Origin of the sequence: Parasphingorhabdus cellanae (assembly GCF_017498565.1) — a bacterium.
Taxonomy (GTDB): Bacteria; Pseudomonadota; Alphaproteobacteria; order Sphingomonadales; family Sphingomonadaceae; genus Parasphingorhabdus; species Parasphingorhabdus cellanae.
Genome location: NZ_CP071794.1, coordinates 1,417,558 through 1,432,023, shown reverse-complemented (window position 1 = coordinate 1,432,023; position 14,466 = coordinate 1,417,558). Strand labels below are relative to the sequence as shown.

The 14,466-nt window shown below is 49.0% G+C and carries 13 protein-coding genes; 6 read left to right on the top strand and 7 right to left on the bottom strand.

What is annotated here, in order from left to right:
* Positions 1–89 precede the first annotated feature (89 nt).
* On the bottom strand, positions 90–1,355 hold the full coding sequence (locus J4G78_RS07025; protein ID WP_207989627.1) for a M24 family metallopeptidase: 1,266 nt from the start codon (positions 1,353–1,355) through the stop codon (positions 90–92).
* A gap of 121 nt (positions 1,356–1,476) precedes the next feature.
* Positions 1,477–3,876: a TonB-dependent receptor gene (locus J4G78_RS07020; RefSeq protein WP_207989625.1), complete on the bottom strand. Its 2,400-nt coding sequence runs from the start codon at positions 3,874–3,876 to the stop codon at positions 1,477–1,479.
* 335 nt (positions 3,877–4,211) lie between these two features.
* On the opposite strand from J4G78_RS07020, the gene J4G78_RS07015 reads away from it, so the two are divergent.
* A complete protein-coding gene (locus J4G78_RS07015) occupies positions 4,212–4,946 on the top strand; it encodes a GntR family transcriptional regulator (protein ID WP_207989623.1) in 735 nt (244 codons plus the stop codon).
* Positions 4,947–4,976: 30 nt separating this feature from the next.
* Positions 4,977–5,798 (top strand): IclR family transcriptional regulator domain-containing protein, encoded by an 822-nt coding sequence (locus J4G78_RS07010; protein ID WP_207989621.1) that lies wholly within the window; start codon positions 4,977–4,979, stop codon positions 5,796–5,798.
* Between the two features lie 224 nt (positions 5,799–6,022).
* Here the strand turns inward: J4G78_RS07010 and J4G78_RS07005 are convergent, their stop codons facing one another.
* Positions 6,023–6,868 (bottom strand): helix-turn-helix transcriptional regulator, encoded by an 846-nt coding sequence (locus J4G78_RS07005; protein WP_243457262.1) that lies wholly within the window; start codon positions 6,866–6,868, stop codon positions 6,023–6,025.
* A 258-nt stretch (positions 6,869–7,126) separates the two neighbouring features.
* Between J4G78_RS07005 and J4G78_RS07000 the strand changes: the two genes are divergently transcribed.
* The 3 genes from J4G78_RS07000 to J4G78_RS06990 are packed head-to-tail and all read left to right on the top strand — an operon-like array spanning position 7,127 to position 9,228.
* On the top strand, positions 7,127–7,897 hold the full coding sequence (locus J4G78_RS07000; protein ID WP_207989619.1) for a ThuA domain-containing protein: 771 nt from the start codon (positions 7,127–7,129) through the stop codon (positions 7,895–7,897).
* Positions 7,894–8,463: a carboxymuconolactone decarboxylase family protein gene (locus J4G78_RS06995; RefSeq protein WP_207989617.1), complete on the top strand. Its 570-nt coding sequence runs from the start codon at positions 7,894–7,896 to the stop codon at positions 8,461–8,463. The genes J4G78_RS07000 and J4G78_RS06995 overlap by 4 nt, the downstream gene beginning before the upstream one ends.
* Positions 8,464–8,472: 9 nt before the next feature.
* The gene (locus tag J4G78_RS06990) at positions 8,473–9,228 is read left to right on the top strand and encodes an SDR family NAD(P)-dependent oxidoreductase (RefSeq protein ID WP_207989616.1); all 756 of its coding nucleotides are present in this window, start codon (positions 8,473–8,475) and stop codon (positions 9,226–9,228) included.
* Here J4G78_RS06990 and J4G78_RS06985 read toward each other — a convergent pair.
* The 4 genes from J4G78_RS06985 to J4G78_RS06970 all read right to left on the bottom strand — a co-directional run bounded on the left by J4G78_RS06985 (position 9,225) and on the right by J4G78_RS06970 (position 13,430).
* Entirely contained in the window at positions 9,225–10,001 is a 777-nt protein-coding gene (locus tag J4G78_RS06985) for an SDR family NAD(P)-dependent oxidoreductase (protein ID WP_207989614.1), read from the bottom strand. The genes J4G78_RS06990 and J4G78_RS06985 overlap by 4 nt on opposite strands.
* A 129-nt stretch (positions 10,002–10,130) precedes the next feature.
* Positions 10,131–10,832 carry a TetR/AcrR family transcriptional regulator gene (locus J4G78_RS06980; protein WP_207989613.1) on the bottom strand — a complete coding sequence of 234 codons (702 nt, stop codon included), beginning with the start codon at positions 10,830–10,832 and terminating at the stop codon, positions 10,131–10,133.
* Complete coding sequence (locus tag J4G78_RS06975; RefSeq protein ID WP_207989612.1) at positions 10,829–11,914, bottom strand: cytochrome P450; 1,086 nt, start codon at positions 11,912–11,914, stop codon at positions 10,829–10,831. Before J4G78_RS06975 ends, J4G78_RS06980 begins: the two co-directional genes overlap by 4 nt.
* Before the next feature lie 157 nt (positions 11,915–12,071).
* Positions 12,072–13,430, bottom strand: coding sequence for an aromatic ring-hydroxylating oxygenase subunit alpha (locus J4G78_RS06970; RefSeq protein WP_207989611.1), 1,359 nt, complete (start codon positions 13,428–13,430; stop codon positions 12,072–12,074).
* 229 nt (positions 13,431–13,659) lie between these two features.
* On the opposite strand from J4G78_RS06970, the gene J4G78_RS06965 reads away from it, so the two are divergent.
* Positions 13,660–14,433 carry an SDR family NAD(P)-dependent oxidoreductase gene (locus J4G78_RS06965; RefSeq protein WP_207989610.1) on the top strand — a complete coding sequence of 258 codons (774 nt, stop codon included), beginning with the start codon at positions 13,660–13,662 and terminating at the stop codon, positions 14,431–14,433.
* Positions 14,434–14,466: the final 33 nt, after the last annotated feature.

Genomic DNA, 14,466 nt, shown 5'->3' with positions numbered 1-14,466 from the left:
CAATTAGCGCTAAAAAAATGCTGAAAAACATTAGTCTACGATACATGGAAGATATCCTCGCTCAAAAGGGCATAACGGGCTTGCGAATTTCATATGATTATTTGCGTGACGCTAGTGTCATGGATAGCCTCAGCGCCATTTTCGGTGATGAGCACAAGATCTTCCATATGCACCGTGCCGCCGGGATCAGAGTGCATCAGCGGGCAGTCGACGCTGATAATCATGCCGGGCTCAAGGACAAGGTCAATCGGCTTCCCGTCAAGATCAGTCAAAGGTTGGTCAGTATGTGCCAACCCAACTGAATGTGGACCAAAAGGCACGCGATAATCCCCCGTTTTCGATAATATTTCCTGACCCATGCTCGTTATTTGCGAGAATGTGATGCCTGGCCGCAATTGCGCAGAAAGTTCAGCCCAAGTGGCCGCAATTGCGCTAACAGCGTCCTTTATATTACTGGGCGGATCACCCACAAAGATCGTTCTTCCGTAGTCGCCATGATATCCGGCTAAATGGCTCACGCAGTCAATGAGGACAGCCGTGCCGTCCTTCAGCTCCGCATCATAATCTTCATTAATCACACCATCCACTGACATGAATACCGGGCTGTTGCCCAATGCTGTTGCCTGCGCGAAAAACTCTTTGCGCACGCTTTTTATCGAGCCCAGTTGACGCAGTTTTTTTGCCGTTGAAAGGGCCGCCTTAACATTGGCTGCAGATGCCATTCGCATCAGGTCAATCTCGGTAGAAGATTTGACAACGCGCATATATTTGACCACGTCGCAGGCGTTACGACTGGTCGCCATTGGCGCCGCTGCTTGGATCAACATAAACGATGAAAGAGAGTCAAAACCCAGATTGCCTCGTAACAACCCGCGTGATCGCAGCGCCGCCAATACCGCTTCATCTCTGGTAGCATAACACTGACCAGCTGCTTCCACACGCTCCCGGCGATTATGCTCTCTATCTGTAACCTGAGCGCGCTCGTTCAGGATATACATGCTGGGTGACGCTGCGGAATTGCCGTCAGGTCGCGTCACCAGATAGGGCTCTATATCGTCACTCCAGCCAGAATCAGCGACGCCGTAATAATAGACAAATTGATATGTGACATAAGCTATTGGTTCTGACCGGTTTCGAGGTACGATGACGACAGCTGAATCGTTTAATCCCAAGCGGGCCAAAGGAGGCCATATACCGCTGGCATAATATGCATTTTGTGGGTCTGTGAGAACCAGCGCGTCTAAGCCTGCCTTACCGAGTACAAAAGAAGCCCGACCGCGGTCTATCAGCTGTCTGGCAGGAGTCTGGTGCACTGTTTTCTCCATTTCACTGGCGGCGTGGGTTAGTTCCAACACGATTTCTTCTTATAGGGCAGAACGGAAGGATTTTACGTTATCGGCCATAAAAAATGAGAGCAGGCCCGCTGTACACAACCAATTGCCAGCCTGCTCCGCCCCCATCACCTCACACAGCAGCTTAATATTTAAAGCGTGCTGTAACACCGAACATCCGCCGTTCACCGAAAATTGTGCCAAGGAAATTGTTACTGGGCGGTGTCTGATAAATAAAGTTCGCTGCCGCTGCATATTTCTTATCGAAGACATTTTTAGCCCATGCGTCGATACTGAAACTTTTATACTTCAACCCGACACGCGCGTTGACCAACGTGCGACCTGGAGAAATTACATTGTTGGTCGGATCCGCGAATTGTTTCGACTGGTAGTTGCCGTCCAGGCGCACGAAATAGGATGTCTCTGGATTAATGTCACCATCATATTGGACGCCCAACGCCGCTGTGAACTCTGGAGAGCGGGGCAGGAAATTTCCATCGATATCGGGATCCTGACCCTGTTCTCCAGCCAGAGGATCAATTGCGCCCGCGGCGAATTTTGAGCTGATATAAGCCGCATTTCCATCAATACTAAAGCCGTTGTCGAACTGGAAAGCCGCTGATCCTTCGATGCCATAAACTTCTGCATTACCCACATTGGTCGTAATGGCTTGAATAAAATTACCAGGTCCTCCCGGATTAGTCGGGTCTCTGACGCGCAATTGCTGGTCAGACCAGTCGGTATAAAATGCAGCAATGTTTAAAGTCAGGCGGCGATTGAACAAAGTATTTTTTAAACCAACTTCGTATGTCCAGTTAAACTCTGGATCAAAATTACCGGCCACTTCAGTATCAAAAGCACCAGCGTTGAACCCGCCCGCCTTCGCACCGCGCGCAACTGACGCATAGACGAGAGTGTCGGGCGTTGCATCGTGTTCAACTGTGAACCGCGGCGTTAGGAACTTGAACGTCTGGGGACTATTACCCACCGTAAAATTTCTGAGGGTGTTTTCCGTACTTATTTCTTCCCAAGTGTATCGCCCTTCCGCAGAAATACGTGTGCGGCCATCGTTGAACGCGTAACTCGCCTCAGCAAATATAGCTTTAGTTTCTGTCTTGGTTTCCTCGATTCGCGCCACAAAGTTCCTGAAGCGTTCAGGATCCAACGGCGATGAAAACGGTGACTGTACTGGGATCAAGTTTAGTGGGGCAAACTCACTTGGATCAAGCGTGTTCAGAGCCGGTACACTTGCGCTGATGAAAAAGTTGATATCGGTCCCATCCAAATAATAGCCGCCCAATGCCAAGGTCAGGCCATTATCACCCTGATAGGAGATCCTTGCTTCATGTGAATCATAGTCAACCGAACCAAGAGGTGATGCTTGGAAGTTGCAGAGAAACGCTCCAAATACTGCAGGATTTAGAATTCCCCCGCAATTGACGGGATCACTTTCAGACTGGAATGCTGTTACTGAATCAGCCTGGATGCGGCCAAAAAGATAACTCGCAGTCACATTATCAGAGACTTCATATGTAACAGCAGTGCGGACAATCTCTGTATTGACTTGGCGTCCAAATCCGCGGGGTTCAACTACCACCGTATCTGCAGGTTCGGGAAGCGGCCCACAAAAAAGCCTGGGGAAACCATCTGCTCCGAGGGTACCGCAATTCCCAATACCTGTCGGACCATTGACAGTATTATATCGCGTCGCATTGGCTTCATCGCGGATCTCGCCATCGAAATATGAAGTTTCGATCGTCAGGGACGGCGCGGGCCTGAATATAAAACCGACTGACCAAGATTCATTATTTCGACCACCAACATTACCGTTCGTCCCTGGGCTAAATCCAAAATTAGCTTGCGGATGGTCGTTCGTCCAGGAACCGTCAAATTCAGTGTGAGCATAAGAACCAAATATAGCGAGCATATCCGGAATGACTGTGAGGTTTACATTCCCGCCAATATCAAAACGCTCATCACTACCGTATGTCATAAAGCCTTCTGCGGAAAAACCGCGAAGATTGGCTTTTTTCGGAATGTAGTTTATGGCTCCAGCGAAAGCGTTCCTTCCGAACCTTGAGCTCTGCGGACCTTTCACGACCTCAACGCGCGCCAATCCTTCTGTCGTTGCGTCAAACAGATAAGAGCGTGGAAGATAAATATTGTCGTAAAAAACGGCTGTTGTTTGTTCACGGTTAAACTGCGCAATTTGCGATATTCCACGTATCGTTGGTGCGCCACCTGCCCCGTCGAGCGTTTCGAAGGTTAGGCCTGGTGTAAACCGAGCAATATCGTCAAGAGTATCTATACTCTTTTCTTCCAACGCCTCTGCGTTAAATGCGGTAATGTCCAACGGTACGCTTTGCAGGTCTTCCTCACGCCCACGGGCAGTCACAATGATGACATTTTGATCAGCCCCGCTGATATCTTGACTGTCTTCTACCGAGGCACTTTCACCAGATTGTTGCTGCGCCAGGGCGATGCCGGGAAATAGCAGAGCCCCCGTTGACATCAGGATGAGATATGTTGCTGATGACTTTTTCATTCTTTTTCCCCTTGTGAATTGTAGACCTGAGCCCTGAACCGGCGCCAATCCTATTGCTTATTTTTATGGGTGTATTTTTCTCCCTAAAAACGTTTTACACATTGATTCACATTATAATATCATGATCTTTCTACATGCTCGGCTAGCGGATAGCGATCATATTATGATTATATAACAATTATTTAACATAATTTAATGCTAGAATAGTAGACAACTAGATTGCTAGTATACTAGTAATCTAGTTGTCTACTTTATGTTCAGCCGTCTGACGATCGCATATACGCTGAGCATGGCTTAGATTTGCATTCAGGTTGTTCAGAAATGAGAGGTACGTAATGAAAACACCAGTTCTTGTTAAAGATCGAAATTCGGGGCTACCTCAATACCTGGTTATCGCCGAAACTATTAGAAGCTGGATTCAAAGTGGTCGATACAAGGCTGGTGATAGTATCGCGACAATAGGCGAACTTGCCCGTGAGTTTAAGGTTGCCAAAGGCACCATCCAGGAAGCTCTCAGAGAATTGTCTGACAATGGGATTATAATCACATCCAGGGGCCGTCGATCACGTGTTGGATCGCAACCGGAAATTCGGCCGGTATTTGGAGATATAACGACGAAGGACCTTTTGCTTGTCGAGACGTCAGGCGATACTCCTTCACAATTGGCCAGCGCCAAGATTATCAAACCCAGCAAAAAATTATCGAAAATGTTTGAATTTGAGGCGTCTCAAAGGGTCGCTGAATATCGGTCGCTATTATATCTAAATGGTCGTCCAAACGGATACAGCATTGTTTATGTATCCGCTGGGAAGCGCACGAAACTCCTCCCTTTGCTTTCGCACGACGATTTCAAGATTGAGGTCCGCGATCGTATCGACAACGCCGCTCGTTCGGAAAGGCATGTCGCTGCGACTACTGCAGACATTGAAATGGCTCACCTTCTAGACATTCCCGTTGGCTCGCCGATCTTGCGGTATAGTTGTGCAATGTGGAATTCTGGCGATGAATTTCTAATCTATTTCATAAATTTTCTTAGAAGTGACGGGTGTGAATATCGTCTCGACACATAAACTACATTCAAGTGAGCGGAGGAGGCGTTGATGTCGCGTGATATTCCAATAAGAGCACTTAGCCGCGGCTTGGCCGTTCTATCGACTGTTAACCGCGATGGGCCTATGTCGATGATGGATATAGCAAAGGCCACGAACCTTCCATACCCCACCACCAGTCGTGTTGTTCAGACTTTATTGCATGAAGGTATGATAGAGAAAGAAGCGGCTAGGAAGTATTATCGAGCGACATCTCTAGTCACTTCACTTTCAACCGGTTTCCAATGGGAAGATGGCTTAGTCGATGTCGCCCGCCCGCATATCAAACAGCTGTGCCTTGATACTGGATGGCCAATATCTATTGTAACTAGGGTCGGGACACGTATGGTCATCCGCGATTCCACGCACAGGATGACATCTCAGACATTTTCAAATTACTATCCCGGCTACACCCTACCGATTTCCGAATGCGCATCAGGAAAAATATATCTCGCTTTTTGCAAGGAAGCTGAGCGTGATTTGATCGCAGAAGCTTGGAAAGCAACTGATAGCGAAAGCGCTCGGCGAGGCTTGTTACTCATCCGTGACGAAGGGTATCTTAACCAGCTACGCACGAAAGGCTATGCACTGAACTTTCGTAACATTCATAATGCGGAACCGGGCAAGACTTCATCCTTATCGGTTCCGATATTAAACAGTAATGGCGAGGTCCTTGCAGCCCTTACCATGATATATTTTTCTTCTGCGATGAATTCTGAAGAGGCAGTCGACAAATTCCTGCATAAATTACAATTGGCAGCTGGAATAATTGGAAGACAAGCTAAGGCGGAAAACGGGGTTGTCGAGAACTCAAACCATATCCCGCATCACTGATAGACTGTTGGAGATGTCCGCTTTCGGGATAAAGCGTTCACAACGCTAGCGTCCGCTTTGGGTACAAAAGCGGATACAAAGAACGCTGAAAAACCGGGCGATTTTCTTTGCAAAGTAGAAGCTTAACAGGTTCGTTTGGTTAGTATTGATGGCGTCGTGTTTTTATCTATTTTTGAATTTATAATAACCAGAACCCTCATTGTTACTGCAATATGTGATGTGTTTTAAGCGCTAGCCCCTAGATACCCGAGTTGCCCTGCCTTGAAAATCGCTTGACCGCGATTGACCGAGTTAAGCCGCTCGCCAGCGCGTATCATATGATAACGCACAGTGGCAGGGCTCAATTCCAATATCATGGCGATTTCGCGATCAGTTTTACCAATTGCAGCCCAGCTCAAACACTCGACCTCACGTTTGGTAAGGTCGCAATCTGAAGGGATAAGGCGACGCGCCGAACGCATAGCCACGGTATATCCACAGACAAAACGTCGAGCCATGATCGCAAGGAGTTCACCATATTGAATGAACAGGTCGGATAGGTCCTCGATCGATTTGTCTATCGGTGTAAAAGTGACCACGCCGATTTGGGCAAAGGGCTGATGCACAGGCACAACAATCGCCGCTGGAACAAGCGAACGCTGCTGGAATTCATGCAGATCTATTTCCTCAAGATATTCGTTGCGCCAATTGCCCTTGAATCCATCCTTGTTTACCCAGAATGGCTCGGCTTCATAGCGGCAGGCTCGGGGAAGAGGCGAAGAAAGAGCCAGGTTTTTATCTTCCCACCAGCGTTCACCATCCGCTAGCCAACCGAAAACCTCGCCATTGAGACTATTTCCTTCAGCATCGACCATCGCTTCAGTAGAGGAGATGTCGGCAGTGACTGCCACACGCAGTTGAAGTTCCGTGGTTATTTCATACAAGGAAATGGCAGCATCGTGAATATCGTCCGGAGAGGAGATAGTGACACGATTTAGCAGCGCCTGTATTTGGTCGTTCGTCGAAAAAGATCGAGCAGAATCCAGCAGATCGATAAGGTCGGTATTCAAATTTTGAGCCATCTTGTTCATGGTGCCTATTTCTTGCAGCAGTCGCGCCAATCTATGCATGAATAAAGGGTCATAGCCCGCTCCCGTTCAATATTCACTTTCGCTGCCCCTGCAACGCCAGTGTGTTCTATTAATGTCCACCAACATCCGCAGCGCGAAACAGGTTCCTCCTCGTTCATCTTCCAAACGACCTAATTGACGTCGTGATCGCTCCCAAGTGTGATAGTCGCGAATAATTTGACAGCACTGTACAAAAGTTGATAGCGTTTGAGCTGGAGAATGCAAATGGCAAAAAGAGAGCAAAAGCGCCTTGATGCGCATTTAATAGCGGGTGGAATGGCCCACGACTTTGATCATGCGCGAATGGAATTGCTCAAGATACTGGCGGAAGATGATCGTATCAGAACCAAAGTATCGTCAACATGGGAAGAGTTTGACGACGACCCCGCAAGCCTTTTGATAACATATTGTTGCAATATGGAGCCTTCCGAAGAGGCATCACGAAAGCTAAGAAGTTTTCTTGAAAATGGTGGCAAGTGGATAGCGCTACATGGCACAAATTCTCTCTTTCAGTGGACTGAGGCCGGGGTTGAATGTGCAACCGCAGAAGGTCATTTTCTCGGCGTACTTGGCAGCGCATTTCAGGCTCATCCCCCCATCGGCGATTATACAGTAGAAAACGCTGGTTCCGATCACCCGATAGTGTCTGGTATCAAACCTTTTACGGTCAAGGACGAGCTATATCTCTCCGATTTCTCTTCCCCAGTGGAGATCTTGTTATCTACCCGTTTTGGAGGAGAAACTCCGGGCTTTATCAAAGATCAATGGGAAGAGGACGACCACCCCGTGCTGTATATCCGTAAGCTCGGCAAGGGGGAGATTTTATACTGCACATTGGGCCATGCCCGCGGCCACTATGATGCGCAGCATCGCATATTATTTTCTCCGGAGGTGGAGCGCGGTGCCTGGGATGCGCCCGAGTTCTTCGAAATACTGCGACGGTCTATAAAATGGGGGGTCAGCCCTCAACTAGAAATGGAAACAGGATGACGTCTCATCACGGTAAGCCAGGTCTGGAACCAATGGCTGAAGCGGACCTTTCACCGGAAATCAGGGAAATGCTCGGTCAGTGGGTTTTCAACCTTCATAAGACGCTCGCCTATTCCGAAAAGTCGCTTGAGAGATGGATGCCATTTGCAAAGCATATACTGCAGGATAACACTCTGTCGGTCCGGGATCGAGAGATTGCCATTTTGCGCGTGGGCTGGAATTGTCGAAGTCCTTACGAATGGGGCATGCACGAAGGTGTGGCCCGGTCCGTTGGCTTTACTGACAAGGATTTAGAGGCAATTTGTGTTGGCAAGGATTCTGACAATTGGACAGAGTCTGAGGCTTCTATAATAGCTGCCGTAGATGATCTGCACTCGCAATCAACCATTTCAGATGAAAGCTGGGCAAAGCTGAAGCCGCATTTTAGCAAACAGCAACTGGTCGACATGGTTTACCTGATCGGTCAGTTCCACATGATCTCGATCATGCTGAATGCGATGCGCACGCCGCTTGAAGATAATGTTGCTTCCATGCCCCAAGACAAACCACATTTCACACGCGCATAAGGAAAAACCATGGATCTTAAATTAGGCGGCCGTAAGGGCATTGTCACGGGTGCATCCAAAGGCATCGGAAAACGTATCGGGAATCTCATGCTGGAAAGCGGAATGTCACTCGCCTTCTGCGCACGCAACGAAGATGAAATTGTCGCAGCGGAAGAAGAATGGGCGGGCAAAGGCTATAAGGTAAAAGGTACATCCGTTGATGTTGCTGATGCTGAAGCTTACAAAGCCTGGCTCGCCGATGCGGCAGATTGGCTTGGTGGGTGCGATGCCTTCGTTCCGAATGTTTCTGCTGGTGGCGGCAGCAACGAGGAACAGTGGCGGGCAAATTTTGAAGTCGATCTGATGGGCGCTGTGCGCGGAATGGAGGTTTTGCTTCCACATCTTTCGAAGAATAATGGCTCTGCCGTATTTATCGTCTCGACTGCTGCATTGGAGACTTATCCGGTTGTTCAACCTTATAATGCCCTAAAGGCATCGCTCATCGTATATGCCAAGCAATTGTCGCAAGTTATCGCGAAAGATGGCGTTCGCCTCAATTGTGTCTCACCTGGGGCAACGTTGTTTGAGGGCGGAAACTGGGAGAGGCATCAAAAAAATCTCCCTGATTACTACAAGGCGACAATAGAAAGCATTCCCTTTGGTCGCCTAGGAAGCGCCGAAGAGATCGCCGACGCAGTTGTGTTTCTGCTTAGTCAGCGGGCATCATGGATTACAGGCATCAACCTTACGGTCGATGGCGGGCAGACAAAGCGCGTTTCGCTTTAGCAAAATGCGGTGGCGCCACCATCTACAGGCAAATCAATACCTGTTATGAATTCGGCATCGTTGCTCGCAAGGAACAGCGCTGCCTTTGCGATGTCTTCTGGCAGAACAATTCTGCCAAGAACTTTGCCCAAAGGATGTGCCTGTATTCGCAAATCATAATTACGCTGCCGTTCCTCTTCGGTCTTGCCTAGATTGGCTTCCATCATTGGCGTCAATGTTGACCCGGGATGAATCGCATTGCAGCGAATGTTATCCCCATTGTCAGCAAAGTGTAGAGCAAGTGACTTTGTAAGCGCGCGCAAGGCGCCCTTCGATGCAGAGTAGGCAGGAAGGTTTGGATTGGGCTGCAGGCCTTGCGTAGACCCGATATTTATTATTGAGGCAGCTTTCGCCTTGCGTAGCATCGGAAGGCAGTGCTTTACGCTAAGGAAAACAGAATCAGAATTGACCTCCTGAAATCGCTTCCAGAATTCAAAATCAATCTGGTCTATGTTCCCAAAGCCGGAAACTCCAGCAGAGTTTACCAATATGTCAAGACGGGGAAATCGTGTTTCGATTTGCGATAATGCGTTCAACCAAGAAGGGGCGCTTGCAACATTCAGTTCAACAGCAATCGCCTGATCGCCTAGATTCTGGGCAACGCCGCGCGCGGCAGATAAATCACGATCCGCGACAATGGCTTTTGCCCCTTCACTGATCATCATCGCACATATGGCTTGACCGATACCGCCAGCCCCTCCGGTTACCAACGCGATATTTTCTTCAAGCTTCATAATGCATCTCTCAATAGATCTCGCTTGAGCGGTTTAGCCATCAGTTTGGTAATCTGGTCGAGATATGAACGATTATTCTCGTCAACCCGGCATGGGCGACTGTTTGAGAACCTCTCAGGTTCGCCACCATTAGCGCTGTGCTTTTAACACGGCTTCGCGCAATAGCTCCACGCCCGATGGTGAGCCAAACAAGGTTTTTAGAAACGTCTTCAGAGCGCGTTTCCGCTCATGTTCGTTGTAAGTAATGCCATTTTGTTGTGCGATGCCTTCAATCAGAAAGCGAACAATATCGCGCCGCAAGTCAAATTCAATGCCACGTGTTTCCTGGTCGGGGAATATTTCAAGCGCAGCCTGTTTGCGTTCTTTGTCATATGCGGCCATCGCCGGGTTAAATGTTTTTGCTAACTCAGGATCGGTGCGTGCCGCTAGCGAGAGTTCAGTAAATGCAAAAAATTCAGGTGTCTGGAGCTGATCCCAAGCAATATCGATTGCGGCATCGAGAAAATGCTCATCGTGAGGGATTTTGCTCATCGCTTCTTGATACATGGACAAGCGCCTACGGGTTACGTGCTGGACTATCGCTGAGATCAATTCTGCACGTGAGCCGAAATGATAGAGCATGGCAGAACGTGTAATTCCCGCACGCTTCGCCACCATTGTTGTCGACAATTTCTTGTGCCCGTGATCGGCAAGACTGACGACACCTGCATTCAGTATCTTCAGCCTTGTCTTCCGACTTTTATGGATTTCCCCTACATTAAGCATAGCCGGATCATCAATCGACCCGCTGTAATTTTGGGAGTCTTTGTTGAGGTTCTTGGCTGTGGTCAATTAATGAACTCCAAAGGCAAGCGATCATGCCTGCGTTGATGGAAATGTGTGCAAAGGGGCAACTGATCAACAGGCACTTGCAATCTTATTTCACTATACCGATTTACAATCGCCTGCAAGGCGTGCCTCAATTCAAGCCTGGAAAGGGCAGCTCCAACGCAAAAATGTATTCCATTGCCAAAGGCCATATGAGGTTTTGGTTGGCGCTTTTCGAGATTGATATTCAAGGGATGGTCACCCCAAATCGCCTCATCATGATTGGCGGACCCAAAACGGATGTGAATCAAGGCTCCATCCGGAATGGTTTCTCCGCCCAGTTTTTGATCTCCGACCGCCTTTCGGAACTGTCCCTGTATTGGGCTTTCGATACGAAGAATTTCTTCAATGAAAGGACCGATAAGATTCGGATCTTGGCGCAGCCGCTCAAGGCATTCCGGCGACTGCGCCAAATTTATCAGTGAAAAATTCAGAGTTGATGTTGTTGTCTCATTCCCGGCAACGAGAAGTTGAACCAGAATCGACAATATCTCTTCATTTTCCAGCTCGCGACCATCTGGTAGCTTTGCATTCGCAAGCGCGGTAATGATATCTTCACCCGCTCCCCCGCGACGTTCATCGCTCAACTTGACCATGGCATTTTGACAGTCCAGCGTGAGCTGCGCAATTTCGATTGCCCGGTTATCATCCGTTAGGAAACCAACCTCATCAGCGAAGGCATCCGACCATATCTTTAGTGTCTCATCACCAAGATGACGCATGCCCAGATATTCACCGATAACAGAAACAGGAAGCGGTACCGAAAAGGCATCAAGAAAATCGCACCGCCCGCCCTTGTCGTCAATGTCAGCAAGCAGTGTTTCTATACGTTCCTCAACAAATGGCTGAACGAGTTTAAGTTTTCGCGGCATAAAAAAAGAGCCGACGAGGCTACGATAATCTTTATGGGAAGCTTCATCATTATGGCTTAAAGTTGGAGCAAGCGTCCACGCTTTTTCCCTTATCTTCTTAGCTTTCTCGGGCAACCCTCCCGCGCGCATGGACACCCTATCAACCAGACTTGAAAATCGATCATGATTCCGCATGACTTCCTCAGCACAGGAATAGGATGTCACAAACCATGTGCCTGTATCCGGCTCACACCAAACAGGTGCCCGCTCTCGCATCACGCGATAGGCGCTTTCCGGATCATCCATGAAACCGGCTTCTCTTGGCCGGAATATCTTCGCGATAAGAGGCTGCTCAGACATCAGGAATATACTCTTCCAGGATTTCATGGAAATGTCGGATGCGCGCCTCTTGATAATTTGCTGTTACAGGACCCTTGCCTTTCATGGCTTTCAAGCCTTTTTGCAGCGCTGCCAGATTTCCCGAGTCTTCATCAAATACCGGGGCAAATCCGCCAAGTTGCGGCGCAGTGTGATGGCTTTCATCCGGGCCGATAATCTGGGGCTCTATCCGCTCCCCGGGTTCACCTGTGGGATCCAGAAACATAATGTCCATCACGGACATATCGGGATCTTTTTCGTAGGGGAGAAACCGATAGACGAGATAGGCTCCCCATCCTGCCCAGCACACTAGATTTGGAAAAATATGATAGTGTATCGTGTCGATCAACTCGCTGTCTGTCGCCTCTTCGGCAATATCCAGCCCAGCTTCTACAAGGCTGCGGCGACGCGCATCGCCAATGGCTGCCCGCGGATTTTCTAGGCCATCAGGAAGCTTAACATCATCTGCTGCATCCCCAAGACTCCCGCGCAGCGCGGCGCGAAAGACCTCAACATCAGAGATCGGCTTGGAATTGGGACTATGCAAGCCGCGTGGAGCGATCATCCGGGTATGCTTTGAATTTTCCCAAACGTCATATTGTGTATTTGCATCGCCCAGAAAAGGAGCCGCGCTGCTGTGCGTTGCTGTGACGTGGAAACTTTCAATAAAGGCTTCAAGCGCCACCTTCCAATTGCAGCGATTAATCTTTCGAATATGAACGGTCTTTGTGCGGTCGCCTAATGACCAGCCTCTCGTCCGGTAAGCTTGCGGAACAATATCGAGAAACTGATCCAGAGATTCAGCCTGTTCGTCAAAATTCACGAAAACGAATCCTTCCCAAATTGACACGAGCGCCTCCGGCAAGAAAAACGCTTCTTTATTGATGTGGTCAAAATCCCACTTGTTGGGAATAAATTTACAGCTTCCATCAATGTTCCAGGCGAATCCATGAAAAGGGCATCTGAAATCGCGTGCTTGCCCATCCTCCTCTCGCAAAGTTCGACCACGGTGGAGGCAGACGTTATGATGGGCTCGCACCTCTTCGGGACCCAGGCGGACGACCAGCAAGGATTCATCGCCTATTTCATAAACAGTATAGTCTCCCTTGTTCGGAATATCCTCGAGCCGGCAAACCATCTGCCAGGCCTGGCTCCAGAGCTTCCGGAACTCTTGCTCACAATAATCGGGAGAAAAATATCGCTCCTTCGGGATAGGGCGCTGATCGACCTGCGCCTCCCCTTGGTCCAAAAGTACCTCCGGGACGGGGCGGCTATCAATTTCAAGCATTTCAGCTACCGTTGGACGAGGCCCATTTTCAGCGCGCTTTGGCATCGATATCTTACTCCTTTGACTTATAGACAGTGCTGTCTAAAAGTTTTTTGACAAACTAGTATAGTTTATTATGGAATCTCTGCAAGACAGGAATCTTGGGAAGAGCGAAACGTGACAATTGAAATTTGTGCAGCTCAGTCAAAATCGATGTTGTTGGTACTGCGCAGATCGTAACAGTCTACCCCGTTCTCACCGTGGCAGCATAAACAAAATAAAAATGGAGCTGAATATGGATTTGCAACTTAGAGACAGGATCGTTTTTATCGGTGGCGGAAGCCGGGGTATTGGGCTTGGCATAGCGGAAACCTGCCTTGAAGAGGATGCGAAAGTTGCGATAGCTGCCCGCGGCGAAGAGCGGCTGGAAGAAGAACGAAAACGTCTCGCATCAATCTATGGCGAGGATCGCATATGGTCTCGCGCAGGCGATCTCACAGATCCGGAAACCATCAATGCTACGGTCAATGAAATAGAGAGCGATTTTGGTCCTATCTGGGCTGCAGTAGCAAATGTAGGTCTACACCCTACACCACCGGGATATGATCTCGAGGACGATGTGTGGCGTGCAGGTTTTAACCAGAATCTGGATTCCGCATACATGTTATCGCGAGCTGTGTTGCAACGGCTTGAAAAGCGCGGCGAAGGTTCCTTGCTGCTGATCAGCTCGATTGCCGGTATGGCTGCATTGGGAACTCCCCTTACATACGGCACGGCGAAGGCAGCCATGAACCATCTGGCAAAAGAACTGGCCGGCATAATGGGGAGCAAAGGTATCAGGATAAACGCGCTTGCGCCAGGTAACGTAATATTCCCAGGAGGTGATTGGGAAAGACGCAAGAATGGCGAGCGCGGTGACGCATGGATCCGATGGATAAAGCGAGAAGTTGCGCTTCAGCGTTTTGGAACACCGGATGAAATCGGTTCCGCCGCCGCCTACATGATAAGCCCGCTGGCCAGCTTCATGACTGGCGCAATTGTGCCGGTGGATGGCGGCCAATCGAAATAGGCCGGGGTTTGTTTCCAGTCCCTGTTGGCGCGG

What these genes read in the sequence shown, in the direction of transcription:
- J4G78_RS07000 (WP_207989619.1), top strand. Translation starts at nt 7,127, where the DNA reads ATGCAAATGGCAAAAAGAGAGCAAAAGCGCCTTGATGCGCATTTAATA.
- J4G78_RS07010 (WP_207989621.1), top strand. Translation starts at nt 4,977, where the DNA reads ATGTCGCGTGATATTCCAATAAGAGCACTTAGCCGCGGCTTGGCCGTT.
- J4G78_RS06990 (WP_207989616.1), top strand. Translation starts at nt 8,473, where the DNA reads ATGGATCTTAAATTAGGCGGCCGTAAGGGCATTGTCACGGGTGCATCC.
- J4G78_RS07005 (WP_243457262.1), bottom strand. Translation starts at nt 6,868, where the DNA reads ATGAACAAGATGGCTCAAAATTTGAATACCGACCTTATCGATCTGCTG.
- J4G78_RS07020 (WP_207989625.1), bottom strand. Translation starts at nt 3,876, where the DNA reads ATGAAAAAGTCATCAGCAACATATCTCATCCTGATGTCAACGGGGGCT.
- J4G78_RS06995 (WP_207989617.1), top strand. Translation starts at nt 7,894, where the DNA reads ATGACGTCTCATCACGGTAAGCCAGGTCTGGAACCAATGGCTGAAGCG.
- J4G78_RS06985 (WP_207989614.1), bottom strand. Translation starts at nt 10,001, where the DNA reads ATGAAGCTTGAAGAAAATATCGCGTTGGTAACCGGAGGGGCTGGCGGT.
- J4G78_RS07015 (WP_207989623.1), top strand. Translation starts at nt 4,212, where the DNA reads ATGAAAACACCAGTTCTTGTTAAAGATCGAAATTCGGGGCTACCTCAA.
- J4G78_RS06970 (WP_207989611.1), bottom strand. Translation starts at nt 13,430, where the DNA reads ATGCCAAAGCGCGCTGAAAATGGGCCTCGTCCAACGGTAGCTGAAATG.
- J4G78_RS06965 (WP_207989610.1), top strand. Translation starts at nt 13,660, where the DNA reads ATGGATTTGCAACTTAGAGACAGGATCGTTTTTATCGGTGGCGGAAGC.
- J4G78_RS06975 (WP_207989612.1), bottom strand. Translation starts at nt 11,914, where the DNA reads ATGCGGAATCATGATCGATTTTCAAGTCTGGTTGATAGGGTGTCCATG.